Origin of the sequence: Burkholderia sp. AU4i, assembly GCF_000466765.1 — a bacterium.
In the GTDB taxonomy this organism is placed as follows: Bacteria; Pseudomonadota; Gammaproteobacteria; order Burkholderiales; family Burkholderiaceae; genus Burkholderia; species Burkholderia cepacia.
In genome coordinates this window covers 21,433-46,723 of sequence record NZ_ASSI01000104.1, presented here as the reverse complement: position 1 = coordinate 46,723, position 25,291 = coordinate 21,433, and the positions used below count along the sequence as shown (strand labels likewise).

General features: G+C 66.2%; 18 protein-coding genes, 1 tRNA gene and 1 pseudogene. 9 read left to right on the top strand and 11 right to left on the bottom strand.

From position 1 onward, the window contains the following. Positions 1 to 765: 765 nt before the first annotated feature. Positions 766 to 1,497 carry a GNAT family N-acetyltransferase gene (locus tag L810_RS23800; RefSeq protein WP_021160875.1) on the top strand — a complete coding sequence of 244 codons (732 nt, stop codon included), beginning with the start codon at positions 766 to 768 and terminating at the stop codon, positions 1,495 to 1,497. 21 nt (positions 1,498 to 1,518) lie between these two features. Here L810_RS23800 and L810_RS44085 read toward each other — a convergent pair whose 3' ends face one another. Beyond that, entirely contained in the window at positions 1,519 to 1,917 is a 399-nt protein-coding gene (locus L810_RS44085; RefSeq protein ID WP_021160874.1) for a lysozyme inhibitor LprI family protein, read from the bottom strand. 196 nt (positions 1,918 to 2,113) lie between these two features. On the opposite strand from L810_RS44085, the gene L810_RS23790 reads away from it, so the two are divergent. Continuing rightward, positions 2,114 to 3,073: an LLM class oxidoreductase gene (locus tag L810_RS23790; protein WP_021160872.1), complete on the top strand. Its 960-nt coding sequence runs from the start codon at positions 2,114 to 2,116 to the stop codon at positions 3,071 to 3,073. Positions 3,074 to 3,358: 285 nt separating this feature from the next. Then, positions 3,359 to 5,854 (top strand): mechanosensitive ion channel family protein, encoded by a 2,496-nt coding sequence (locus tag L810_RS23785; protein ID WP_021160870.1) that lies wholly within the window; start codon positions 3,359 to 3,361, stop codon positions 5,852 to 5,854. A gap of 27 nt (positions 5,855 to 5,881) precedes the next feature. Here the strand turns inward: L810_RS23785 and L810_RS23780 are convergent, their stop codons facing one another. Next, entirely contained in the window at positions 5,882 to 6,721 is an 840-nt protein-coding gene (locus tag L810_RS23780; protein WP_021160869.1) for a CerR family C-terminal domain-containing protein, read from the bottom strand. Positions 6,722 to 6,813: 92 nt separating this feature from the next. Here L810_RS23780 and L810_RS23775 point away from each other — a divergent pair, with 92 nt between their 5' ends. From L810_RS23775 to L810_RS23765, 3 genes are read left to right on the top strand one after another with little or no spacing between them, the layout of a single operon-like run. After that, the gene (locus L810_RS23775; protein WP_021160867.1) at positions 6,814 to 7,959 is read left to right on the top strand and encodes an HlyD family secretion protein; all 1,146 of its coding nucleotides are present in this window, start codon (positions 6,814 to 6,816) and stop codon (positions 7,957 to 7,959) included. Continuing rightward, positions 7,952 to 9,538, top strand: a complete 1,587-nt coding sequence (locus L810_RS23770; RefSeq protein WP_021160866.1) for an MDR family MFS transporter — start codon at positions 7,952 to 7,954, stop codon at positions 9,536 to 9,538. Before L810_RS23775 ends, L810_RS23770 begins: the two co-directional genes overlap by 8 nt. A 13-nt stretch (positions 9,539 to 9,551) precedes the next feature. Further along, the gene (locus tag L810_RS23765; protein ID WP_021160865.1) at positions 9,552 to 11,039 is read left to right on the top strand and encodes an efflux transporter outer membrane subunit; all 1,488 of its coding nucleotides are present in this window, start codon (positions 9,552 to 9,554) and stop codon (positions 11,037 to 11,039) included. Positions 11,040 to 11,154: 115 nt separating this feature from the next. Here L810_RS23765 and L810_RS49210 read toward each other — a convergent pair. Continuing rightward, positions 11,155 to 11,280, bottom strand: a pseudogene (locus L810_RS49210) (APH(3') family aminoglycoside O-phosphotransferase); the annotation flags it as partial. Between L810_RS49210 and L810_RS47465 the strand changes: the two are divergent. Further along, complete coding sequence (locus L810_RS47465; protein ID WP_155836344.1) at positions 11,251 to 11,943, top strand: hypothetical protein; 693 nt, start codon at positions 11,251 to 11,253, stop codon at positions 11,941 to 11,943. The pseudogene L810_RS49210 and the gene L810_RS47465 overlap by 30 nt on opposite strands. 5 nt (positions 11,944 to 11,948) lie before the next feature. Next, positions 11,949 to 13,781 carry a S53 family peptidase gene (locus L810_RS23755; RefSeq protein ID WP_021160862.1) on the top strand — a complete coding sequence of 611 codons (1,833 nt, stop codon included), beginning with the start codon at positions 11,949 to 11,951 and terminating at the stop codon, positions 13,779 to 13,781. Between the two features lie 362 nt (positions 13,782 to 14,143). On the opposite strand, the gene L810_RS23750 is transcribed toward L810_RS23755, so the two are convergent. Continuing rightward, positions 14,144 to 14,794 carry a pyridoxamine 5'-phosphate oxidase family protein gene (locus L810_RS23750; RefSeq protein ID WP_042975850.1) on the bottom strand — a complete coding sequence of 217 codons (651 nt, stop codon included), beginning with the start codon at positions 14,792 to 14,794 and terminating at the stop codon, positions 14,144 to 14,146. A 314-nt stretch (positions 14,795 to 15,108) separates the two neighbouring features. Between L810_RS23750 and pdxR the strand changes: the two genes are divergently transcribed. Then, on the top strand, positions 15,109 to 16,575 hold the full coding sequence (gene pdxR / locus L810_RS23745) for a MocR-like pyridoxine biosynthesis transcription factor PdxR (RefSeq protein WP_021160860.1): 1,467 nt from the start codon (positions 15,109 to 15,111) through the stop codon (positions 16,573 to 16,575). 22 nt (positions 16,576 to 16,597) lie between these two features. Here the strand turns inward: pdxR and L810_RS23740 are convergent, their stop codons facing one another. The 7 genes from L810_RS23740 to L810_RS23710 all read right to left on the bottom strand — a co-directional run bounded on the left by L810_RS23740 (position 16,598) and on the right by L810_RS23710 (position 25,257). Then, positions 16,598 to 18,148 carry a phospholipase D family protein gene (locus L810_RS23740; RefSeq protein ID WP_042975839.1) on the bottom strand — a complete coding sequence of 517 codons (1,551 nt, stop codon included), beginning with the start codon at positions 18,146 to 18,148 and terminating at the stop codon, positions 16,598 to 16,600. Between the two features lie 253 nt (positions 18,149 to 18,401). Beyond that, a tRNA-Ile gene (locus L810_RS23735) sits at positions 18,402 to 18,477 on the bottom strand. A 129-nt stretch (positions 18,478 to 18,606) separates the two neighbouring features. After that, positions 18,607 to 21,027 carry an RNA polymerase sigma factor RpoD gene (rpoD, locus tag L810_RS23730; RefSeq protein WP_081052572.1) on the bottom strand — a complete coding sequence of 807 codons (2,421 nt, stop codon included), beginning with the start codon at positions 21,025 to 21,027 and terminating at the stop codon, positions 18,607 to 18,609. Between the two features lie 88 nt (positions 21,028 to 21,115). Next, a complete protein-coding gene (dnaG, locus tag L810_RS23725; RefSeq protein ID WP_042975837.1) occupies positions 21,116 to 22,990 on the bottom strand; it encodes a DNA primase in 1,875 nt (624 codons plus the stop codon). Positions 22,991 to 23,060: 70 nt separating this feature from the next. Next, positions 23,061 to 23,507 carry a GatB/YqeY domain-containing protein gene (locus L810_RS23720; protein WP_021160855.1) on the bottom strand — a complete coding sequence of 149 codons (447 nt, stop codon included), beginning with the start codon at positions 23,505 to 23,507 and terminating at the stop codon, positions 23,061 to 23,063. Between the two features lie 210 nt (positions 23,508 to 23,717). Then, positions 23,718 to 23,930 (bottom strand): 30S ribosomal protein S21, encoded by a 213-nt coding sequence (gene rpsU, locus L810_RS23715; RefSeq protein ID WP_006479415.1) that lies wholly within the window; start codon positions 23,928 to 23,930, stop codon positions 23,718 to 23,720. 106 nt (positions 23,931 to 24,036) lie between these two features. Further along, entirely contained in the window at positions 24,037 to 25,257 is a 1,221-nt protein-coding gene (locus L810_RS23710; protein ID WP_021160854.1) for an NAD(P)/FAD-dependent oxidoreductase, read from the bottom strand. Between the last annotated feature and the right edge of the window lie 34 nt (positions 25,258 to 25,291).

Below are 25,291 nucleotides of genomic sequence, written 5' to 3'. Positions count from 1 at the left end.
ATGCGCGGCCGGCTTTCCGGTGCGATCCGGTTCGGGCCCGTCGCGCCGGCGCAATACACGGCGCGCGAACGCCCGCGCCGCGCGACGATTCGCGTTGCGCGCGCCAGCATGACGATCCGGGTTCCGGGCCGGGCCATCCACAGCTGGTCGAAGTTCGTCCCCGACGGCCGACCGGCACCAGTCGGCCTCGTGCGTCACACCTGCACGTCGTCGTTCAGAACAAACCCGATTGCTCGGATGGAACGGAAAGCCGCGCGCTCAGGTCGCCTCGATCAACGGCGAAGCGAGTACCCAGGCAGGTCGGCGATTCATGTTTGCAACACGACATGTTGCGATTCGGTCTGTTTTCATTCTCTTGTCCCCGTATCCGATACGTCCGACCCACTGAAGCGATCGCCGGACCGACTGCGTCCGCGACCGCGCTCACGGCCCGTACAGATATGCAAGGAGCGCACCATGCTTCACGCCGCAAGGCCGCGCGGGCCACAGCGGGGCCATCGCGGCGAATCGCGCACCGGCAAGCAGCGCGGACGTTTCGAAACTGAAACGCGTGCCGGATCGGCGACCCTCGGCCGGGCATGCCGCGATGTCGTCATGCCGCGCCGGCACGTCCCGCACCGATGTCGCGTCGTTGCATCCGCGCGCGATTGCCGACCGGCTTACAATCGCCCCACAGTGCCGCATACGCACGAACGGACGCGCGGGCCCGCCCCGGCCTGCTTCGCGCAACTCGCCGCCACCTGACGGGAGCCCCCTGCCCGACCTATGCCTGATACACACGACTGGCTGGATATCGACTACCGGACGCTGTTCCGGCTGCATCCGGATCGCCGGATCGAACGCGAGAACGATCCCGACTGCTCGCCCGGACCCCGCTTCTGGCTCGGCAGATGCGCGGAACGCAACCTCGCGGGCGTACGCGCCGACGTGCCCTTTCCTGTCGCAGAAGAACTGGCGCGGCTGGCCGACAGCGAAACGCCATCGGCGGACTTCACCCAGCCCGCGCATCTCGAACGCTATCTGGCGCTGCTCGCCCCCGTTCTGCACTGGAACATCGGCCTCGTCTACGCGCTGCCGCACGCACTCGGTTTCGACACCGACGCACACGTCGAGCTGATCGACGGCGACAGCGACGCGGGCCGGCATCTGCTGCACGCGCTGTCGACGCGCGGGATGCCCGAAGGCCTGTTCTCGATGGGGTTTCAAGGCGCCGCCGATCTGTGGGCGCCGTGGTGCGCGGCCGTCGTCGACGGAGAAGTCGCATCGGTCGCATTCGCCGCGCGACTGTCCGAAGTCGGTGCCGAACTCGGTCTCGTGACGGCCCCTGCATTCCGGGGGCGCGGCCTCGCGGCAGCCGTGACCGCCGCGTGGTCGCGGCTGCCGTCGCTTCGAACCCGCACGCTGTTCTACAGCACCGACAGCGACAACCGCGCGTCACAGCGCGTGGCGTCGCGCCTCGGCCTCACGCTGTGCGGCACGACGCTGCGGGTGGCATAACGCGGGGGCACGCGCGACACCTCAACGAAAGGCCTCGATGACCTTGACGCGGCGTTCGGTTTCGCCGACGAAGCAACTGTCAACCTCCACGAGCCCGAGCGTACCGCCTGCATCGGGCTGCCGCGATTCGGCACAGGCGGCATCCCGCGTCTTGAGCCAGCGGCGCTCGTCGTCGCGCAACCGCGCCTTCCCCTGTGCATCCAGGCTCGCCATCTTCGTCTTGTAGACGGCATTCAACCGTCGGTCGGCCTCGTCGTATTTCAGCCGCAGGCAATTGCGGATGTCGGCCGTGTAGCCCGTTTCCTCGGCGGTCTTGCAGATAGCGGTACGCTGCGCATCGTCCGCGCGCGCGTCGGACGCAACCGTGAAAAACATCGCGCTCGCCGCCAGACCGATCACCGCGTGTTGAAGCGTATTCATCTGGATTCGCCGTTCCCAATGATCGAAAGCACCGATTATGCCCGGCGTGCCGCCCGCATGGCTCCCGTTGCCTCGACGTCACCGCTCACGCCCGATCGGGCGCTGCGCATGCCGTGCCGCGCAGCTGGCGCGCAAACACGCTAGCATTCGGACACGCAACGTCGCGCCCGCTTTGCCCCGCCTCCAAGGAACCGACATGACCACGCCCGCCCCTGCCCGCCCCGACGTCGCGCATCGCGTCTTTTCGGCCGGGCAGTTGTCGATCGGCCTCACGTTGCCGCTGCTTCGCACCGGCCATGTCGTCGCCGACTTCGACGAGCAACTCGAACTCGCGGCGCTGGCCGACACGCTCGGCTTTCGCGCGCTGTGGATTCGCGACGTGCCGCTGAACAGCGCCGACTATCCCGACCCGGTCGGCCACCTCGACCCGTGGGTCCTGCTCGGCGCACTGGCGTCACGCACGCGCCGGATTGCACTCGCCAGCGGCGCGATCGTGCTGCCGCTGCGCCATCCGCTGCATATCGCGAAAGGCGCGCTGTCGGTCGCGACGCTGTCGGGCGGACGCTTCATCCTCGGGCTCGGCTCCGGCGATCGGCCGCCCGAATATGCGGCGTTCGGTGTCGACGCGGAAACGCGCCGCGACCGGTACCGCGCGCACTGGGACGTCGTCGCGGCCGCGCTCGGCGTGCCATCGCGCGTGCTGCCCGACGAGGCGCCGCCCGATGCGCCCGACTTCACGCTGCTGCCTCGCGGCGCCGACGCGGTGCCGATGCTGGCGGTCGGCTCGGGCGGGCAAAGCGTCGACTGGATCGCGCGTCACTCGATCGGCTGGATGACGTATCACCGCGATCCGGACACGCAACGCGCACGCTATTCGATGTGGCGCGCGGCGGTTGAAAGGCTCGCGTCGCCGGCCTTTCGCGCGTTCGGCGTGTCGATGCGCGTCGACCTCGTCGCGGATCCCGATGCGCCGGCCACCGCATTGCCGCTCGGTTATGCAACCGGCCGCCGCGCATTGATCGACATCCTGCGGAACATGCGCGCGGCAGGAACACATCACGTCACGCTGAATCCGGGCTCCGACCGGCCCGTGCGCGACGTCATCGAAGAAATCGCGGAACACGTCCTGCCGGTTTTTCACGACGGGGAAGCGTGATTTGGCAGGATTCCGGATGAATTCGGCGCGATGCGCGCGGCGCTCGCCGTTGCCCGCAAGCGGGCATTACGCGCGCCTTACACGCCGGCAATCGAGTCGCCTCACCCTCCCTGCGTCAGCCACATGACCGCGGAAACGTGCCGCGAACGGCCGCGCCGCATCGTGCATGCCCGATTCGAATGATCGTCGACGGAACTATTCGGTTCCGGGCGCGATCATGTTAACTTCCCGTCCATCGTTCAGCCCGGCGGGCCGCGCGCCGATGCGCGCCCGCATGCCCACTCCATGCGACATATCCTCCTCGGCTGGCTGCTTGCCGCCGTCGTCACGGCCGCTCACGCGGCCGCTCCCGCCCCGGCCGCCGCGTCGGCCGCTTCCGGCACCGCGCCCGCGCTGACGCCGCAACAGGCTCGGCAGGCACTCGACGTGCTCGAAAATCCCCGCGATCGGGCGCAGGTCGAAACGACGCTGCGTGCGATCGCGGCCGTCGGCGCGCTGAGCGCACCCGCGGTCGCTGCAAGCAATGCGGTGGCGGCCAGCGGCGCATCGGCTGCCGCGGCCCCGGGCGCGCTCACGTCGAACGGGCTCGCGTCGATGCTCGTCCGGCAGGGATCGCGCTGGGCCACCGAAATCGGCGGCGCGCTGAAGGAGTCGCTGCACTCGCTGCTCGATGTCGGCTCGGTCGGAAACTGGTGGCACGACAGGCTGGTGCGAGCCGACGAGCGCGCGGATCTCGCGCACGCGTTCTGGATCATCGTCGCCGTGCTCGTGCCCGCGCTCTTCATCGAATGGTTGGCAAAGCGGCTGTTGCGACGCGCGCTGGCCGCGGTGGCCGCACGGCGTGCCGACACGTCGCGCCGCACCGCGCCGGACTCCGCCACGCCCGATGACGACGACGCACCGCCGGACACCCCCGCCAAACCCGACGCCGCCGATCCCGCCAATGCACCCGACACCGCCCCCGCGCCGTCACCAGGCCGAGGCCACGCGCGCCGCCACACCACGCTGCTGCACCGGATGCCGCGCGCGCTCGTCAGCCTTGCGTTGCGGGCCGTGCCGCTGCTCGTGTTCGTCGGTGTCGCGAGCCTGACGATGTCCGCGATCGGAGAGACGGGCACCCCGATCGAATCCGCGCTCGAAGCGCTGATCGACATCTACGTGATCTGCCGGCTCGTCACGATCGTCAGCCGGCTGTTCTTCCAGCCCGATGCGCGGCAATTGCGGTTGCTGCACATCAGCGATGCGTGGGCCGATTTCGCGCAACGCTCGATCGCGCGGATCGTGATCGTGGTCGGCGCCTGCACGGCCGCTGTCGAGATCGCCGCGAGCTTCGGCCTCAGCGAGGCCGGTCATGTCGCCCTGCTGAAAGCCGTCGCGCTCGTCGGGCACCTGATGGTGTCGGCGCTGATCCTGCGGTGCCGCCAGCCCGTCGCCGCGCGGATTCGCGCGGCCGGCGACGACCGTGCGTCCTTCGAGATGGTCGCGAATGCGCTCGCGGACGCGTGGGCCCCCGTGTCGGTATTCATCGTGATGGCGCTGTGGTTCGTGTGGGCGCTCGACGTCCACAACGGCTATCGCGTGCTGATCACGCTCGGCGGCCGCTCGATCGCCGTGATGATCGGCATGCGGATGGTCTCGATCGTCGTGTTCGGCGCGCTCGCGCGGCTGTTCCAGGGCCGCGACGAAGACCGCACGCTCGTCCACCTGCACGCGTACCGCTACTACCCGCTGCTGCGCCAGATCGTGTCGGGCGCGATCGGCATCGTGACCGTCGTGTTGCTGCTGCAGATCTGGGGCGTGCCGATCTTCCGCGCGTTCGAAACCGGCACCATCGGCCACCGCCTCGCGTCGGCGCTGGTGACGATCGCGATCGCGGCCATCGTCGCGCTCCTCGTGTGGGAAGCCGCGAACATCGCGATCGAGCGCCGCCTTCAACGATGGACGCGCGAAGGCAATCTCGTGCGCGCGGCGCGACTGCGCACGCTGCTGCCGATGTTGCGCTCGCTGCTGTTCGTGATGATCGCGCTCGTCGTCGTGCTGACGGGCCTCAGCCAGCTCGGCGTGAACGTCGGCCCGCTGCTTGCCGGCGCGAGCATCTTCGGTGTCGCGCTCGGCTTCGGCTCGCAGAAGCTCGTGCAGGATTTCATCACCGGGATCTTCCTGCTGATGGAAAACGCGATGCAGGTCGGCGACTGGGTCACGCTCGCCGGCGTGTCGGGTACGGTCGAGTACCTGTCGATCCGCACCGTGCGGCTGCGCGCGGGCGACGGGTCGCTGTACACGATCCCGTTCAGCTCCGTGACGACCGTCAACAACACGAATCGCGGGCTCGGCAACGCCGCCGTCAAGATCAGTATTGCCTACGGCGAGGATATCGATCGCGCGATCGCGACGCTGAAGGAGATCGGCGCGGCGTTGCGCGACGATCCGAAATACCGCGACGGCATCCTGTCGGACTTCAGCTACTGGGGGATCGACCAGGTCGACGGCGCGGCACTCGCGCTGTCCGGACAGATGCAATGCACGGACGCGACGCGCTGGAGCGTGCAGCGTGAATTCAACCGGCGGATCGCGGAGACGTTCCGCGAACGCGGCATCCGTATCGCCAATCCGCAGCGCAGCGTCGTCGCCTATGCGGACGGATCGCGGCCTGTCGTCGAAGGCGAAAACGGCGGCAATGGCGACAATGGCGGCGACGGTGACAACAGCGGCAACGGCCATGCTGCAGAACCGGCGGCCCGGCCGCCGTCGCCCGCCGAACCGGGGCGCAAGCCGGGTTGACCGGCCTGGGGCGATGCCGCCCCGCGCTCAACGCGAGGCGGGCTTGTTCACGCGCCGCGTGCTTGTCGCGGCGGGCGCCGATGCCCCCGCCTTCGCCTTGGCCGCACGTTTCGCCGCCGCGTCCTGCCCGCGCTTCGCGCCGGCTTCCGGATCGGCAGCCGATACGTCGCGCTGCGCATGCCATTGCTCGAGCAGCACGCGTGTCTGGTCGGCGATCGTGTCGATCAGCAATGCCGCGCGCTCGCCCTCGAACGCCTCCCATTCGAGCAACTGCAACGCCGAACGCTGCGCGATGTGGAACACCGTGATCTGCCCGAACAGGCTCAGCGCGCGCAATCGGGTGACGGGATCGTTGGCCGGCCGGCCCGAGATACGGCCGATCAGTTCGGCGCTCACGTCGTTGAGCGGCTTGCGCATGCGCTTCATCAGGATCTCGCTCGCGCTCGCCGGCTCCTGGCCGCCTTGCTCGCGTGCGAAGAACATCCGCTGGTTCATCGTCTTCGGCGCAGTGAACATCCGGTCCGACAGCGCGCGCAGCAGCCCGATGAACGCGTCGATCAGCACGTCGACGTCCGCGTCCGCATCGAGCATCGCCCTCGCATGGCCGACCGACGGTGCGAACACTTCCCTGCCGTTCTCCGCGATCGCCTCGACGCACGCGCGGTACACGCCCTCCTTGTTCTCGAAGTAATACTGGAGCGCCGGCGCGTTCACGCCGGCCATCGCGGCGATCTCGCGTGTCGACGCACCCGCGAACCCGCGCTCGCCGAACAGTTCGATCGCCGCCTCGATGATCCGCTGGCGCGTTTCGTCGCCGCGGGCGTAGCCGCCCGCCGACGTTCGGCGCAGCTTCTTCGCTTCGTTCATGCCTTCCCCGTCATTCGATCGATCGATATTCTACTTGACACAATTTTATCAACTGGAATAATTCTTCCACTTGGAATAAATTGGACACCGGAATGTCGACGCCGCAAGACCCGCCACAGCAAGCAGATCGTCAGGAAAACGGAACAACGCCGCGAAACGGAAGCGGCTCGGCAGGCAAATCCGGAAACGGATCGAAGCGGCGCATCCTGCTCGTCGTCGCCGTGCTCGCGGCGATCGGCGGCGCCGTCTGGCTCGGCCGCTGGTGGACGGTCGGCCGTTTCATCGAAAGTACCAACGACGCGTACCTGCAGGCGGACAGCATGACTGCCGCGCCGAAGGTCGCCGGCTACGTGACCGATGTGTATGTCCGCGACAACCAGGCCGTGAAGGCCGGCGATCCGCTCGTGCGACTCGACGTCCGCCAGTACCAGGTTGCGCTCGCGCAATCGCTTGCGACCGTCGATGCACGCCGCGCGGATATCGCACGCGCCGAGGCCGACATCAGCCAGCAGCGTGCGAATCTCGAACAGGCCGACGCGCAGGCGAAGGTGTCGCGGATCAATGCGCAGCACGCCGGCGACGAATACGCGCGTTATGCGCCGCTCGCGGCGACCGGTGCGGAGACGCACGAACGTGTGGCAGACCTGAAGAGCACGCGCGATCAGGCGGTCGCGACGCTCGCCGCGAACAATGCGTCGATCGCGGCCGCACGCACGCAGATCGCGTCGTTCACCGCCCAGCTCCAGCAGGCGCGCGCGCAGCTCGAAGCCGCGCAGGCCAGTGCCGCACAGGCGCAGCTCGACCTCGACAACACGATCGTGCGCAGCACTCTCGCCGGCCGCGTGGGCGATCGCACGGTGCGCGTCGGTCAATACGTGCAGCCCGGCACGCGCCTGATGACCGTGGTGCCCGTCGATTCGATCTACCTCGTCGCGAACTTCAAGGAAACGCAGATCGGCAACATGCGTATCGGCCAGCCGGTCGAACTGCACGTCGACGCATTGCCGGACGGTGCGCTGTCCGGCGTCGTCGACAGCTTCGCACCCGGCACCGGCGCGCAGTTCGCCCTCCTGCCGCCCGAGAATGCGACCGGCAACTTCACGAAGATCGTCCAGCGCGTGCCGGTGCGCATCCGCCTCGCCGCGAACGCCCGCGCGCAGCGCATGCTGCTGCCGGGGCTGTCGGTGACGGTCGACGTCGATACACGCTCGGCCCGCGACGAGTCGCATCATGGCTGAACCGTCCGCCACGATGCCCGCGCCGCCGCATGAAGGCCGTGCGAGCGTGACCGACTGGATTGCGGTCGCGGCCGGCGCGCTCGGCGCGCTGATGGCGACGCTCGACATCTCGATCACGAATTCCGCGCTGCCGCAGATCCAGGGTGAAATCGGCGCGACCGGCACCGAAGGCACGTGGATCTCGACCGGCTACCTGATGTCGGAGATCGTGATGATCCCGCTCGCCGCGTGGCTCACGCGCGTGTTCGGGCTGCGCAATTTCCTGCTGACGAATTCCGCGCTGTTCATCGCGTTCTCGATGATGTGCGGCTGGTCGCATTCGCTGCCGATGATGATCGCCGGCCGGATCGGCCAGGGCTTCACCGGCGGCGCGCTGATCCCGACCGCGCAGACCATCATCCGCACGCGGCTGCCGCTGTCTCAGTTGCCGGTCGGCATGACGCTGTTCGGCCTGATCGTGCTGCTCGGGCCGCTGTTCGGCCCGGTGCTCGGCGGCTGGCTCGCGGAAAACGTGAACTGGAGCTGGTGCTTTTTCCTGAACCTGCCGGTGTGCGTGCTGTTGATGGGGCTGCTGTGGTTCGGGCTGCCGTCCGACCGTCCGCAATGGAGCACGTTCTTCAACGCCGACTGGCTCGGGATCGCCGGCCTCGCGATCGGGCTGAGCTCGCTCACCGTCGTGCTCGAGGAAGGCCAGCGCGAACGCTGGTTCGAATCGCAGATGATCGTCACGTTGAGCCTGGTGTCGCTCGCCGGGATGATCCTGATCGCGCTGTCGCAACGCTTCGCGAAGCGGCCGATCATGCGGCTGTCGCTGATGCGCAACCCGCGCTACGCGAGCGTGATCGTGATCGTGTCCGCGGTCGGTGCCGGCCTGTACGGCGTGTCCTACCTGCTGCCGCAGTTCCTCGCGATCGTCGCCGGCTACAACGCGGAACAGGCGGGCGCAATCATGCTGCTGTCGGGGCTGCCGGCCTTTCTCGTGATGCCGATCCTGCCGCGCCTGCTCGGCAAGGTCGATTTCCGCATCCTCGTGATCTCCGGGCTGCTGCTGTTCTGCCTGAGCTGCATGCTCGACATCAGCCTGACCGCGCAGAGCGTCGGCCACGACTTCGTCTGGTCGCAGCTGATTCGCGGCGTCGCGCAGATGCTCGCGATGATGCCGCTCAACCAGGCATCGATGGCGGCCGTCGCACGCGAAGACTCCGGCGACGCAGCCGGGCTCTACAACATGGCACGCAACCTCGGCGGCTCGATCGGGCTCGCGATCATCGGCACCGTGATCGACCGGCGCACGACCTTCCATACGGCCGCGCTGCGCGAATCGGTGACGGCGAACTCGCTGATCGGGCAGGACCGGCTGTCGGCCTACGCGGCCAACTGGTTCGCACACACCGGCGATCTCGCGTATTCGAACATGCGCGCGCTCGGACAGCTGGCGCAGCAGATCCAGGTCCAGGCCGTCGTGATGACCTATTCCGAAACCTTCTATCTGCTGGGCCTTGCACTGCTCGCCTGCGTGCCGCTCGCGCTGCTGCTGAGAACGCCGCGCGGGCCGCAGCCGATGTCGTCCGGCCACTGAACCGTCTTACGCGATGAAACCCTTCTTCCTGCCCCGCCGCCCCGTGCTCACGCTGTGTGCGGCCGCGTGCCTGCTCGCCGGCTGCACGGTCGGCCCCGACTACCGCGGCGCGCCTGCCGCACCGGATGCGCCGATCTTCGTGCGCGCGCCGGCCTCCGGTGTCGACACCGCCGCGCCCGCACCGAGCGCGTGGTGGCACGCGCTCAACGATCGCCAGCTCGACGACCTGATCACTGCGGCGCTCGCGTACAACCCCGATCTGCACGCTGCGCAGGCACGCTTGCGCGCATCGCGCGCGCAGCTCTCGCAACAGCGCGCGGCGCAGTTGCCGAAATCGTCCGCCACCGTCGCCGCCATCCGCATGCGCGAGCCGGATATCAGCGCGCTCGGTTCGCTGCTGCCGTCGAACGGCTCGAACCAGTCGGGCAGTGCATCGCCATCGCTGGGCGGCTCGGGTCCGCTGCAGCTCTATTCGGCAGGCTTCGACGCAACCTGGGAAATCGACCTGTTCGGCGGTACGCGCCGGGCGGTCGAAGCCGCGTCCGCGCAAGCGGAAGCCGTCGACGCCGATCTCGCCGACACGCAGGTGTCGATCGCGGCAGAAGTCGCGAACTCGTATGTCGACCTCCGCGATCAGCAGCAGCGGCTTGCGCTGTCGCGACGCACCGCCGAGTTGCAACAGAAGATGCTTGAACTCACGCAGCAGCGCCGCGCGCGCGGCGTCGCGGCCGATGCCGACATCGAACGCCTGACGACACAGGTCGAGAACACGCGAGCCTCGCTGATCCCGCTCGACGCGCAGGTGACGGAATCGCTCGACCGGCTCGCGATCCTGACGGGGCGCGCGCCGGGTGCGCTCGACGCGGCGCTGACGACACCGGCCGCGCCGCTGCCGTCGCTGCCCGGCAGCGTCGCGATCGGCGATCCGGCCACGCTGCTGAAGCAGCGCCCCGACATTCGCGCGGCCGAGCGCCGGCTCGCATCGAGCAATGCCCAGATCGGCGAGCATGTCGCCGATTACTTCCCGAAGGTGACGCTGCTCGGCGATCTCGGCTTCAGCGCGACGGATCCGGGCCACCTGCTCCGCAAGCAGAACTTCACGTGGGTCGGCGCGCCGTATCTGCAATGGAACATTCTCGACTTCGGGCGCACGCGTGGCGCGGTGCGCGCGGCCGAAGCATCGCGCGACGAAGCGGAAGCGAACTATCAGAAGGCGGTGCTCGGTGCGTTGCAGGATGCCAATACGGCATTGCAGCGCTACGGACACCAGCGCGAGCATGTCGTTGCGCTCACCAGGGTTCAAACCTCCGCCGTGCATTCGCGATCGCTGATGGATGAACGCTATCGCGCGGGCGTCGCATCGATGATCGACCTGCTCGATACGCAGCGCGAAGCGCTTTCCGCGCAACAGAACGTGATTGCCGGGCAGGCCGAACTGATCAAGGACTACGTGTCGGTGCAGAAGAGCCTCGGGCTCGGGTGGCAGACGGGCGCGGGTTGACGGTGAGTCGAGCGGTGCCGTGCGGCCGGGTTTGTCGCGGCTGCAACCGCATCGACCACGGCGACGCGCGGGACAGAAAAACCGTTTCGCGCGCCGCCCGTGACCACCCGATGAATCAGAAAAACTCGTCGAGCAGCCGATAGAAAGAGAAAGCGATCCGGCCCGGATCAGGCTGCCCGATTCCGTACCGGTCGACGAAAGGCGCGACCCATTGACTGCCGAGCTCGGCTTCGATATCTCGCCTCGGCGATTCGAGTCGCGCCTCGAACACGGTCGACGCAGTCGCGCCAATTACGCATCGAACCGGAAACGATCGGCGAACCGCATTCAGCATTACTTTCTTCGTTGGCGCCGAATATTACAAATTACTGCCAATATTTTCAAAAACATTGCATTTATTCGCTTTAAATTTGTTTCATATAACCAAAAAAAGTTTGACACCCCGCTTTCGTTCTTGATACCGTCCGATGCAAGCAATCTGACAAATTGCTCACTGCGCAATCGCTTCCGCTCCACGTTTTTTTCGTTTCCGCCGCACCGAAGTGCCAGCCGCCGGCCGTATCGTTCGCGCGCCGGCCATGCGACATCCCGATGCATTTCATTGGACGACTGCCATCCGGCAGCGGGCCGAAGGATCGAATCAAATGAGCAGGACAACGAAACTGTTGCTCTAGCAACCCCGCCCGCGCCCAGTCCGCGCGACTGCGCCGTATCGCGACGCAGCCCTCTCGCTACCGCATTTTCCGAATTTCGCCCCCGGAGAAACGACACCTTTCCGGATCGGGCGAAAGGCCCTGTCGCGTCCGCGCCATCCGCACGCATGCGACAGAAATCGACGGTGCACGATCCGCACCGCTGTCGACCGTTGTTGTTCGTGCCGTTCGATGTTCAACCGGAGGGGTAATTCAAATGAATCAGGTTGCAGACAAGAATCAAAAGCACAATCGCTTCGTCAAGCTCGCCTTCGCCGCCGCGGCAGCCGCATCGTTCGGCATCGCGACCGTCCACGCCGCGCCCGCGGCCGGCTGGACGGAAACGCGCACCAAGGGCTTCCTGCCGCTCGTGCAGCAGAGCGAAGCCGGTACGGCCGGCGCGCCTGCCGCCAGCACGGCCGCCGCTGCCACGGCAGCCATCGAGATGGCACCCGGTGAATCGGTGGACATCGTGCTCGGACTGAACCTGCGCAACGAAGCACAGCTCGACCAATACCTGCACGACCTGCATACGCCCGGCTCGCCGCACTACCGGCAGTTCCTCACGCCGGCGCAGTTCGCCGCGCAATATGCACCGACCGACCAGCAGGTCGCCTCGGTCGTCGCGCACCTGCGCAAGGAAGGCTTCGTGAACATCGTGGTCGCACCGAACCGCCTGCTGGTGTCCGCGTCCGGCACCGCGGCGACCATCAAGTCCGCGTTCCGCACGACGCTCAAGCGCTTCACGCGCAACGGCCGCAGCGTCTATGCGAATACCGACGCCGCGCAGGTGCCGAATGCGATCGGCGGCGTCGTGGGCGCGGTGCTGGGCCTGCAGAACGTCGAACTGATGCATACGGGCGCGGGCAGCAAGCCGCAAGGCAACACCAGCAACCTGACGATTCCGGCCGGCGCATCGGCGGTGCCGCACAACCCGACCGAGTTCTCGTCGATCTACGGCGGCAACGGTACGCCGACGGCCTCGCAGACCACCGTCGGCATCATCTCCGAAGGCGACCTGTCGCAGACCGTGAGCGACCTCAACACGTTCGCCGCAAACAACGGCCTCGGCACGATCAGCAGCAGCATCGTGAAGACGGGCCCGTCCGGCAGTTCGTACACCGACACCGACGGCACCGTCGAATGGAACCTCGACAGCCAGTCGATCGTCGGCGCGGCCGGCGGCAGCGTGAAGCAGGTCGTGTTCTACGTCGCACCGTCGATGACGCTCACGGCGATCACCGCCGCGTACAACAAGGCCGTGACCGACAACGTCGCGAAGGTAATCAACGTGTCGCTCGGCGTGTGCGAATCGTCCGCGAACAGCACCGGCTCGCAGGCAACCGACGACACCATCTTCAAGCAGGCGATCGCGCAGGGGCAAACCTTCTCGGTATCCGCCGGCGACCACGGCGCATACGAATGCGCGGGCGGCACGCCGTCGCGCTCGACCTACACGGTGAGCGAGCCGGCAACGTCGCCGTACGTGATCGCAGTGGGCGGCACGACGCTGTTCACCAATACGTCGACCAACGCTTACAACAGCGAGATCGTCTGGAACGATCCGAGCTGGCAGCCGGGCACCGTATGGTCGACGGGCGGCGGGTACAGCAAGTACGAAGCCGCGCCGTCGTGGCAATCGTCGAGCCTCACGGGATCGACGAAGCGCGCACTGCCCGACGTCGGCTTCGATGCCGACCTGCGCACCGGCGCGATACTCGTCGTGAACGGCCAGACGTCCGACACGCTGTGGGGCTCGGGCTACCTGAACAACGAAGGCGGCACGAGCCTCGCCGCGCCGATCTTCACGGGCATCTGGGCGCGGCTGCAGTCCGCGAACAACAATGCGCTCGGGTTCCCCGCATCGAGCCTCTACAAGTACTTCCCGAGCAACGCGGCGCTGCTGCACGATGTCACGTCCGGCAACAACGGCAGCGGCACCTACGGCTACAAGGCGAAGGCCGGCTGGGACGCGACGACGGGTTTCGGCAGCGTGAACATCTCGAAGCTGAACGCGTTCATCCAGAGCACGCCGGATTTCGCGCGCTGATGGACCGATAACTGCCCCGGTTCCGCGTGCGCTTCGAAGCGCACGCATGGAACCGGATGCGGTCGTTCAAATCACCCGCGATGACTGCCAGGCCGTCGCGGTTTTTTGCGTTCCGCGCGATCTCGCGGGGCAGCATCCGGTGCGACGACGCATTCGCCACCCCTTAAATAGTTGCGCACACAACCTTCATGTTCATTACCAAAACGTGAGCATCGCACCGAGTGAAACGCACCCCATCGCGGCAGTGCGGTATCCACACCGCCTGCCGGCGAAACGCGCGTCGTGCGGCCACGCGACGCGAGCACGCCCCAAACGCCGTACCCCGCCGTCTTCCGCGAAACCTAGCGGCCTTGCCGCACAACTCAATCGGCCCAGTTCCGGACGTAGTCCGGCGCCGGCATGTTGCCGTCGGCATGAACCGGTGCGCCGCGCGTCGTCTTCAGCGGCAGGACTCCCGTCCAGACAGCGAGCGCGAGATCTTCATCCTTGTCGGAAGGCAGCGAATCGCTGACTTTCACCGCCGCTTCCGCAAGCGCAATCCGCAGCACGCTGGTCGCATTGATTTCCTTCTCGTTGCCGGGCCGCGCATCATGCTTGCGACCGGGTGCGATCTTGTCCATCAACGCATCCAGCGCCGCCAGCTTGTCGTCACGGCCCGCCACGACGTCGAACCGCCCGTAGATCACCGCGGATCGATAATTCATCGAATGGTTGAAGGCCGATCTGGCCAGCACGAGCCCGTCCAGCAACGTAATCGCGACGGAGGCCGGCGCGCCCGCCGACAGCGCCTTGATCATCCGGCTACCGTTGGACCCGTGAATATAGAGGTCATCGCCCCGTCTCCAGTGCGCGGTCGGGATGCAATGCGTGTCCTCGCCTGCACCGAACGCGATGTGGCAGACGTAGGCTTCGTCCACGATGCGATGAAGCGTCGTGCGATCGCGATTCGCCAATTCCGGCAGGCGGCGAATGGTGGTGCGGGGTGTGGAAGCGATGACGGTCTGGTCTTTCATGTTTCGTTTTCCTGTTCGCGCGCCCTTGCGCACATCGAGCGGCGCGCGTTCCGGCAAGGCTCGATGATCCGCACGGAATATATTTGTACTGCGAAGTTAATCGAATTAAACGCGTGCGACTTCCACGCCTGAACGACCGATCGATCGCCCCGTCGACAGTCGCGCTTCAAATCGATCAAAATACGCGCGTGCCGCAATCGGGGACGATCGCCGGAAGGCCCCGCGCACCGGCCGGCACCGCGAGAACGTGAACGATACGATGCGCGCCGAATCTTCAAAAGAACCAGCTCACCGAAAAATTCTGGAACCAGCCCATGGATCTCGCGCTGCTCCGCTCATCGCTTTCCAGACAGGACGGCACGACACGCCACAGCCAGCAGGAGGCCCTCTACCGGAGCCTGCGCAACATGCTGCTGGACGGGCATATCCCGTCCGGCACACGGCTCGTGTCGACCCGCGTGCTCGCGGCCGAGTTGGGCATCGCGCGCAATTCGGCGGTCTATGCGTACGAGCGCCTTGCCGAGGAAGGCTTCGTGTCGGCCACGCGCAACGGTACGATCACGCGCTGGGACGGATGCGGCCGTTCGAGCGCCGGGCTCGAGAGCGGGCCGGCCACGGTTCGCTTGTCCGAGCGCGTGCACGGGCTGGAGAACGCCGATCCCGAACCCGAACGCATGCTGCCGTTCGTTCCCGGTCTTCCGTCGCTCGACGAATTCCCCGTTGCCCAATGGCGCCGTTGCATCGAGCGTGCATGGAAAATCATCAAGCCCGCGCAGCTCGCATACGGTCCGGTCGAAGGGCTGCCCGAATTGCGGCGTGCCGTGGCGGCCTATATTCGCGTCTCACGAGGCGTGCGCTGCGAAACAGGCCAGGTATTCATCACCGACGGCACGCAAGGCAGCCTCGAACTGTGCGCGCGCATGCTGGCGAATCCCGGCGAACCCGGCTGGCTCGAGAACCCCTGCTACAACGGCGCCCGTACCGCATTCCGCTCGACCGGCCTCGATATCGTGCCAATCGAGGTCGACCGCGAAGGGATGGCGCCCACCGACGAACAGTGGCGCACCCGGCCGCCCCGGCTGATCTATACGACGCCGTCGCATCAATACCCGCTCGGCGCGCTGATGAGCCCCCGGCGACGAGCGGCGCTCGTCGAGCACGCACGTGCGTGCGGTGCGTGGATCATCGAGGACGACTACGACAGCGAGTTCCGCCACGACGGCGAGCCGCTGCCCGCGATCCAGGGCCTGCATGCCGACGCACCGGTCTGCTATCTCGGCACCTTCAGCAAGACGATGTTTCCCGCCCTTCGGCTCGGCTTCATGGTGGTTCCGCCGGTTCTGGTCGACCGCTTCACCCGAACGCTGCGCGAACTCGTTCATCGCGGCCACCCGGCCGATCAACTCGCGATGGCCGAGTTCATCGACACCGGCCTCTTTGCGCGGCACCTGCGCAGGATGAGGACGCTGTATGCCGAGCGGCGGAACAACCTGGAAACGTCACTCGCCCGCCACCTCGGCACCGCGCTGAGCATTCGGGAAAGCCCGGGCGGCATGCATCTGTCGGCGGATCTCGCGCTCCCGCTGCGCGATACCGACGTCGCCCGCGCCGCAGCCTCGCGTGGCCTGCTGCTTCAGCCGCTGAGCAGCTACCGGATCGGCGACGGCCGGCCGTACAACGGCTTCGTGCTGGGATACTCCGGGCTGAGCGATGCGACGATCGAGACCGCGACGATGCAGCTCGCAGCCGTCATCGACGAGCAGAGCCGCACGCGTGGCTGAGCGTCACACGCGGCATCCTCGCTCACAGTTGCGATTCCAGCGGAAACAGCCCGAGAAACCAGACTTCCATCCGCCGCCCGGCCGACACTTCCGGTTCGTGATCGAGCTCGGTGACCTTCCCGTCCGAATCGGTCTGAATCCACTTGAGCTGTCCGTTGCCTGCCGGATCGGTCCTCGGCTCGACGCGCCACGCGATTCGATCGAGCCGCGCTTCCAGATCGTTCGCCACCTGCGACGCAATCGCCGGGCTCTCGCAGTAAACGCCGATCTCCGTATTGAGGTTCAGCGAACGCGGATCGAGATTCATCGAACCGATGAAAATGCTCTTGTGGTCGAACACGTAGGTCTTCGCATGCAGCGACGCACGCGACGATCCGATGATGACCTGCTTCGAGATGCTCTTGTCGCCCGACGGCCGCCGTTCGTAAAGCCGCACGCCGGCTGCCACGAGATCGCTCCGGTAATGCCGGTAGCCCGCATGCACGGCCGCCACGTCGGTCGACGCGAGCGAGTTGGTCAGCACCGTGACGCGCACGCCGCGCGCCGTGAGCGCGCGCAGCCGCTCGACGACATCCTTGCCCGGCACGAAATACGGCGACACGATCAGCAGGTCATGTTCGGGCTGCAACGCGAGCGCCCGCAGTTGCGGCATCAAATGCCCGTCGCTGTCCTTCGGCGCGTGCGCGATCTTCGACGGATCGTCGTACAGCACCGTTGCGCGCCCCCACGACAGTTCCGTGCCCTGCCCGTGAACGATCCGGTCGAGCCGCTGCCTGGCCTCGAGCACGTACGGATTGTCCTCCATGGCCCTCAGGTAGTCGCGCAACCGTTCGCGCTCGCGGTCCAGCCCGCCCGGTGCCGCCTCGTGCCCGACCAGCGCGCTGATCGGATACGCGTACGGGGAATTCCAGAACGTGTCGAATTCGGTCGAGATGTCCTTCACGACCGGGCCGTGGACGACGACATCGAGATCGCCGAACTCCAGCATCGACGATGCGCCGAAATACTCGTCGCCGATATTGCGGCCGCCGACGATCGCCGCCTGGTTGTCCGCGATCATCGCCTTGTTGTGCATGCGCCGGTTGACGCGCGCGAACTCGAACACCGTGCCGATCTTCTTGAACCGCCGCGTGGCGACCGGATTGAACAGCCGGATCTCGATGTTCGGGTGTGAACTGATCTCGAGCAGCTTGCGGTCGTCCGCGTTCGTGCCGAGATCGTCGAGCAGCGCACGCACGCGGACGCCGCGATCCGCCGCGCGAATGATCGCGTCGGCCAGTTCGTGCCCGGTCAGGTCGTCGTGCCAGATGTAGTACTGAAGGTCGAGCGAACGGTCCGCGCGATCGGCGAGCAACACGCGTGCATCCAGCGCGTCGACCGGATCGGTCAGCAGGTGAAACGCGTCCTGCCCGGGATGGGCGCTGGCTTGCTGCTGGAACGCGACGCCCAGCCGCGTGTTGTCCGTATCGGTGTATGCGTGCGTCGGCGCGCGATCGGCCTGCGGCGGCAGGCTCGCGCATGCGACGAGCGCCAGCAACGAAAGAATCGCACCCCACGAACGCAGCATGGTCATGATTGCCGTCCCGCTCCCGGCCGAAGTCTGTTTGTTCTCGCCGCCGGATGGATCGCGGGGCTGCCTGGTTTTTGTTCGGCCGTACCCGGTGTCGCGTGTGGAACGGCCGCGCTACAGCATACTTCGATTGACAGCGGCGCGGCACCCTCTCGGTACTTTCCTGATCGCGGCACGCGTCGATACAAAGAAAAACCCGCGACGCATGAAGCCATCGCGGGTTCTCGGCATGCGGCGCGAGCGCGCGCATGAAATCTGGTGGGCCCGGCGGGGTTCGAACCCGCGACCAATCGATTATGAGTCGACTGCTCTAACCGCTGAGCTACAAGCCCTGAAAAGAATCGAAGCGTGTCACACGCTGCCCCGGCAAAGAAGCCGGGCCGGCATTGTAACAACAAAGGAGACAAACGCCACCGGCATCACGCGGATACCGGCGGCGTTCGCAGGAGAGACGCTGGAAATCAGTTCCCTTCGAGGAACGACTTCAGCTTGTCGGAACGGCTCGGGTGACGCAGCTTGCGCAGCGCCTTGGCCTCGATCTGACGGATCCGTTCACGCGTGACGTCGAACTGCTTGCCGACTTCCTCGAGCGTGTGATCGGTGCTCATCTCGATACCGAAGCGCATCCGCAGCACCTTCGCCTCGCGCGGCGTCAGCGAATCGAGCACGTCCTTCACGACGTCGCGCATGCTCGCATGCAGCGCGGCATCCGCCGGCGCGACCGTGTTGGTGTCCTCGATGAAGTCGCCGAGATGGGAATCGTCGTCGTCACCGATCGGCGTTTCCATCGAGATCGGCTCCTTCGCGATCTTCATGATCTTGCGGATCTTGTCTTCCGGCATCTCCATCTTCTCGGCGAGCGTTGCCGGATCCGGCTCGAGACCGGTTTCCTGCAGGATCTGCCGCGAGATGCGGTTCATCTTGTTGATCGTCTCGATCATGTGAACCGGAATACGGATCGTGCGCGCCTGGTCCGCGATCGAGCGCGTGATGGCCTGGCGGATCCACCACGTCGCGTAGGTCGAGAACTTGTAGCCGCGACGGTATTCGAACTTGTCCACCGCCTTCATCAGGCCGATGTTGCCTTCCTGGATCAGGTCGAGGAACTGCAGGCCGCGGTTCGTGTACTTCTTCGCGATCGAGATCACGAGACGCAGGTTGGCCTCGGTCATTTCACGCTTCGCCTGGCGCGCCTTCAGTTCGCCGGCCGCCATCTGGCGGTTGGTTTCCTTCAGGTCCTTCAGCGGCAGCACGACACGCGCCTGCAGGTCGAGCAGGCGCTGCTGCTGTTCGCGAATCGCCGGAATGTTACGCGACAGCACCGCGCTGTACGAATGGCCTTCGGCCATGATCTTCTCGGCCCAGTCGAGGTCGGTTTCGCTGCCCGGGAAGCGCGCGATGAATTCCGAACGCGGCATGCCGCACTTGTCGACGACGATGTGCAGGATCTGGCGTTCGACCTGACGCACTTCGTCCACCTGCGCACGCAGCGTGTCGCACAGGCGTTCGACGGTACGCGCGGTGAAGCGGATCGTCATCAGTTCGGTCTGGATCGTTTCCTGCGCCTTCAGGTAGGCCTTCGACTTGTAGCCTTCCTTTTCGAACGCGCGGCGCATCTTGTCGAACCACTCGCTGATCTGCGAGAACTTCTCGAGCGACGCACGCTTGAGGGCTTCGAGCTGAGCGGCGTTGGCCGATGCCTGTGCGGCACCGTCATCTTCCTCCTCTTCCTCTTCTTCCTCTTCCTCTTCGGCTTCCTCGTCCTCGTTCTCGATGGCTTCCGCTTCCTTCGCGGAGAAGCCGTCGGTATCGGCGGCGTCCGCAGCATTCGGATCGAGCAGGCCGTCGACGAGCTCGTCGACGCGGATCTCTTCGTTCGCGACGCGTTCGGCCATCGCGAGGATGTCGGCGATCGTCGTCGGGCACGCGGAGATGGCCATCACCATGTGGCGCAGGCCGTCCTCGATCCGCTTCGCGATCTCGATTTCGCCTTCACGCGTGAGCAGCTCGACCGTGCCCATTTCGCGCATGTACATCCGGACCGGATCGGTCGTGCGGCCGAATTCCGAATCGACGGTGGACAGCGCGACTTCCGCTTCCTCTTCGACTTCATCGTCCGACGACGCGGCGGGCGCGTTGTCGTTCAGGAGCAGCGTTTCCGCGTCCGGCGCCTGCTCGTAGACCGCCACGCCCATGTCGTTGAACGTGCCGATGATGCCTTCGAGGGCTTCGGTCTCGGTGAAGTTGTCCGGCAGGTGGTCGTTGATTTCGGCGTACGTGAGGAAGCCGCGCTCCTTGCCGAGCTTGATCAGCGCGCGCAGTTTCACGCGGCGCTCTTCGAGCTCCTCGGCCGTACCCGGCGTGCTCGTCGCGAACGCTTCCTTCAGCAGCGCCTTTTCCTTGGCGCGACGGTCGCGCACCTTGGATTTGCCCGGTGCAGCCGCTGCTGCTGCGGGCTGCTCGTCGCTCTGATTTGCGTCGTCTTCGACGGATACTTCGTTCAGCTTTTTGGTCATGGAGTTCGCCGTACCGGCTATATCGACTCGCGGCTGCTGGACGACAGCCGGTTGAACCGTGGGTGCATGAGTAGTACGTACTGCCGTTTCGTCCGCGGCGGCAGTCGTGTCCCTTGCGCTTTTCGCACTTGCCCGCTTCGCCGCCGGCTTGGCCGGCCCGGAGTCGGGTCTGGCGGCAGCCCGTGTTCTGGCTGCCGGCGCCGGCGCAGCCTGAGCAGTGCCGGCCGCGGTTTTTTTTCCTGCTGGGGCTGACGTGGCTGAAGACGTTGTCCTGGTGGAAGAAGCAGACTTGGCCGCTGTGACCTTCTTGGTCGGCTCCGTCGAGCCCTTGCCTGTTGCTTTCTTTCCGCCTGTCGTCTTTGCCATCGCGATTCTCGCCTTTGCTTGGAAAACAAACCGCTGGAAACCTTATATTATAGCACGCTGGGGAACCCTCTCTAAGCTCCCCGGCCGCCTACAGCCCGAGCCGACGCTTCATGTCGGTTCGCTGCTGGTTCAATTCCGTCAATTCGGCCAATTCCTCGGGTGTGAAGGTGGATTGCCGCGCCAGCCTGTCAAGCCGGTCGCAGCAAGCGTCGTAACGCATCTTGAGCACCGCGGCCTGCAACTCCTCCCCCGCGATCCGTTCCTGCTCACGCTGCCGCTCGGGCACCGTCTCGTCTTCCGGATTCTGTAACAGCAAATCGCGGACGTTTTCATCATAGTCCAGAATTTCGCGGAAGATTTCCTCGTAAGTCGCTCCATTCGAGGACGTCCGCAGGACATCGGAAAGCAGCCGGAACTCCGCGCCGTCGCCCAGCGCGCGGGCATGATCGACGACCTCCGCGAACAGTTCGCCGATGCGCGGCAACGCACGCAGGGTCGCAATCTGTTCATCGTCGAGCTGCGACGCGATGCGCGGATGCATCACCAGCGTGCGCAACGCACGCTTTTCGCTGTCCGTCACGCGGCGCCGCTCGCTGCGTGCGGGCGCCTGGCGCGGCGGTGCCGCGATCCGCGTATCGACGTCGGACAGCCCCGCGACCTCTTCGAACGGGATATCGAGGCGGTCGGCGAACATGTGCATGATCTGCGCGCGCAACGCGTTCGCGGGCAGCGCCTGCAACATCGGCTTCGCATCGAACAACGCCTTCGCGCGGCCTTCCGGCTGATCGAGCGCCTTGCCGGCAATTGCTTCGTTCAGCAGAAATTGCGACAGCGGCATCGCGCGCTCGACCTGTTCGGAGAACGCATCCGCGCCGAATTCGCGCACGTAGCTGTCCGGATCGTGCTCGGCCGGCAAAAACAGGAACCGGATCGTACGGTTGTCGCCGGCATGCGGCAGGCATGCCTCGAGCGCGCGCCGGGCCGCCCGCCGCCCGGCCGAATCGCCGTCGAAACTGAAAATGACCGTATCGGTCTGGCGCAGCAGCTTCTGCACGTGAATCGGCGTACACGCGGTGCCGAGTGTCGCGACCGCGTTCGGGAACCCGAGCTGCGCGAGCGCGACGACGTCCATGTAGCCTTCGACGACCAGCACGTACTTGCGCTCGCGAATCGCGAGCCGCGCCTCGAACAGGCCGTACAGCTCGCTCCCCTTGTTGAACAACGGGGTTTCAGGCGAGTTCAGGTACTTCGGCTCGCCGCTGCCGAGCACGCGGCCGCCGAAGCCGATCACTTGCCCCTTCACATTGCGGATCGGGAACATGATCCGCTCGCGGAACCGGTCGTAGCGGCGCGCGACGCCCTGCGCATCGGTCTTCTCGCTGACGATCACGAGCCCCGACTCGACGAGCGACTCGTCGCGATAGTCGGGGAATGCTGCCTCGAGGTTCTGCCAGCCGTCCGGCGCATAGCCGAGGCCGAAGCGTGCGGCGATCTCGCCGGTCAGGCCCCGGTTTTTCAGGTACTGGATCGCGACGGTCGCGCCACGCAATTGCTTGCGGTAGTAGTCGCACGCGGCGGTCATTGCATCGGACAGCGCGGTCGCAACCGATTTCGACACCGGCGCCGGATAATCGCCACCGCCTCCGCCCCCACCGCCGCCACGCATCGACGGCTCGTGCGGTACGGTCAGGCCGACCGACTGCGCGAGCTCCTGCACGGCTTCCGGGAACGTAAGACCCGCGTGTTCCATCAGGAAGCCGATCGCCGTGCCGTGCGCGCCGCAGCCGAAGCAGTGATAGAACTGCTTGGTCGGGCTGACCGTAAACGACGGGCTTTTCTCGTTATGGAACGGGCACAGCCCCATGAAGTTGGCGCCGCCCTTCTTGAGCTGCACGTACCGGCCCACCACGTCGACGATATCGACGCGGTTCAGCAAATCCTGCAGGAACGAATGCGGAATCACCGTGGGATCGAGCGAAAAAAGACAATACGACACCCCGGCGCACGCACCGCGCGCACCGGGGAGACAGGTGTTACTTCGAAAGCGCGGCCTTGACCAGTGCGGAAATGGCCGTCATGTCGGCACGGCCGGCGAGCTTGCCCTTCAGGACGCCCATCACCTTGCCCATGTCCTGCGGGCCCGCCGCGCCCGTCTGCGCGACCGCGGCCTGGACTTCGGCGGCCACCTCGGCCTCCGACAGCTGCTCGGGCATGTAGCCGCTCAGCACGACCAGTTCCGCCTGCTCCTTCGCGACGAGGTCGTCACGGCCGGCGGCCTGGAACTGGCTGATCGAATCCTTGCGCTGCTTGATCATCTTGTCGATCACGGCCGTGATGCCCGCATCGTCGAGGGTGATCTGATCGTCGACTTCGCGCTGCTTGATCGCGGCCATCAGCAGGCGAATCGTTGCCAGGCGCTCGCTTTCCTTCGCGCGCATCGCGGCCTTCATGTCTTCGCTGATCTGCTCTTTCAAACTCATCTTTCACCCGGGAAGGAAACGTGAATCCGACGCCCGCCATACGGGCGTCAACACAAAAACCCGCTTGGGACTGTGTCTCAAGCGGGTTGCTCGAATCCGGCATCGGCGGCTCGCCTGATCGGTCGCACGATCATGCTCGATCTTCCGCGATCGCCCGATCGCGCGGAGTCGCCGGTGCGCCGCTCAGCGAACCGCGCGGCGCCCAATCGTTCAGTACAGCTTCTTCGGCAGCGTCTGGCTGCGGATACGCTTGTAATGACGCTTCACCGCTGCCGCCTTCTTGCGCTTGCGCTCCGCGGTCGGCTTCTCGTAAAACTCGCGCGCGCGAAGTTCGGTCAACAACCCGTTCTTCTCGATCGTGCGCTTGAAGCGACGCATTGCAACTTCGAACGGCTCGTTCTCTTTAACGCGAATGATCGTCATGATCCGACACGAATAAAGGTTTGCAGGGAAAGACTACCGAGTATAGCAGAGCGATTGCCCAAAGGCACGGGGCCTGGTCCCGCCAAAACGGCGTCGGCCCGGCATGTCAGGCGCCACGCGAATACTCCGCGGCAGCCTGCCCGGCCGCCGTGCCGGACGCCCATGCCCACTGGAAGTTGTAGCCGCCGAGCCAGCCCGTCACGTCCACCGCCTCGCCGACGAAGAACAGCCCCGGCACACGCGCGCTCATCATCGTCGCCGACGACAGGTCGCGCGTATCGACCCCGCCCTTCGTCACTTCGGCCTTCTTGTAGCCCTCGGTGCCGTTCGGCGTCAGCGTCCAGCCGGACAGCGCGTCGCCGATCTGGCGCAGCGTCTTGTCGGGCAGGTCCGCGAGCCGCGCGTCGGCCGCGACGCGATGCGTGTCGAGCCACGCATGCGCGAGGCGCGACGGCACCCAGTCCGCGAGCAGCGAACCGATCTGGCGCTTCGACGTGCGCTTCGCATCGAGCAGGTCGGCCACCGTATCGCGTTGCGGCAACAGGTCGACGCGGATCGGGTCGCCCGGCTGCCAGTAACTCGAAATCTGCAGGATCCCCGGCCCGGACAGGCCGCGATGGGTCAGCAACAGGTCCTCGACGAATTCTCCGCCGCGCTTCCTGTCGCCGGTCGAAACGCGCACTTCGAGCGATACACCGGACAACGCCGCGAACGGCTCCCAGTCCTGCTGCGCGAACGTCAGCGGCACGAGCGCGGGCCGCGTGTCGATCAGCTTGTGGCCGAACTGCTTGGCGAGCCGGTAACCGAAGTCGGTCGCGCCGATTTTCGGAATCGACAGGCCGCCGGTCGCGATGATCAGTGCGCGCGCGCCGATCGTCCCCGCCTGCTGCGTGTCGAGCGCGAAACCGTCGGCCGGCGCGTGGCGCACCGCGTCGACGACGACGGGCCTGCGCCACGCGATGCCGCCCGCGTCGCACTCGTGCTTCAGCACGTCGATGATCGCGTCGCTGCCGTGGTCGCAAAAGAGCTGGCCCTTGTGCTTTTCGTGCCAGGTCACATGATGGCGCTTGAGCAGCCCGAGGAAGTCGCGCGGCGTATAGCGCGCCAGCGCCGAGCGCGCGAAATGCGGATTCGCCGACAGATAGTTGTCGGGGCCCGCGTAAAGATTCGTGAAGTTGCAGCGGCCGCCGCCCGAGATGCGGATCTTCTCGGCGAGCCGCGGCGCGTGGTCGATCAGCACGACGCGGCGGCCGAGCTGCCCGGCAACCGCGGCGCTCATCATCCCGGCGGCGCCCGCGCCGATCACGGCGATGTCATAGGTTTCCATGGCGCGGATTGTACCCGCCCGGCCTCCGGCCCGG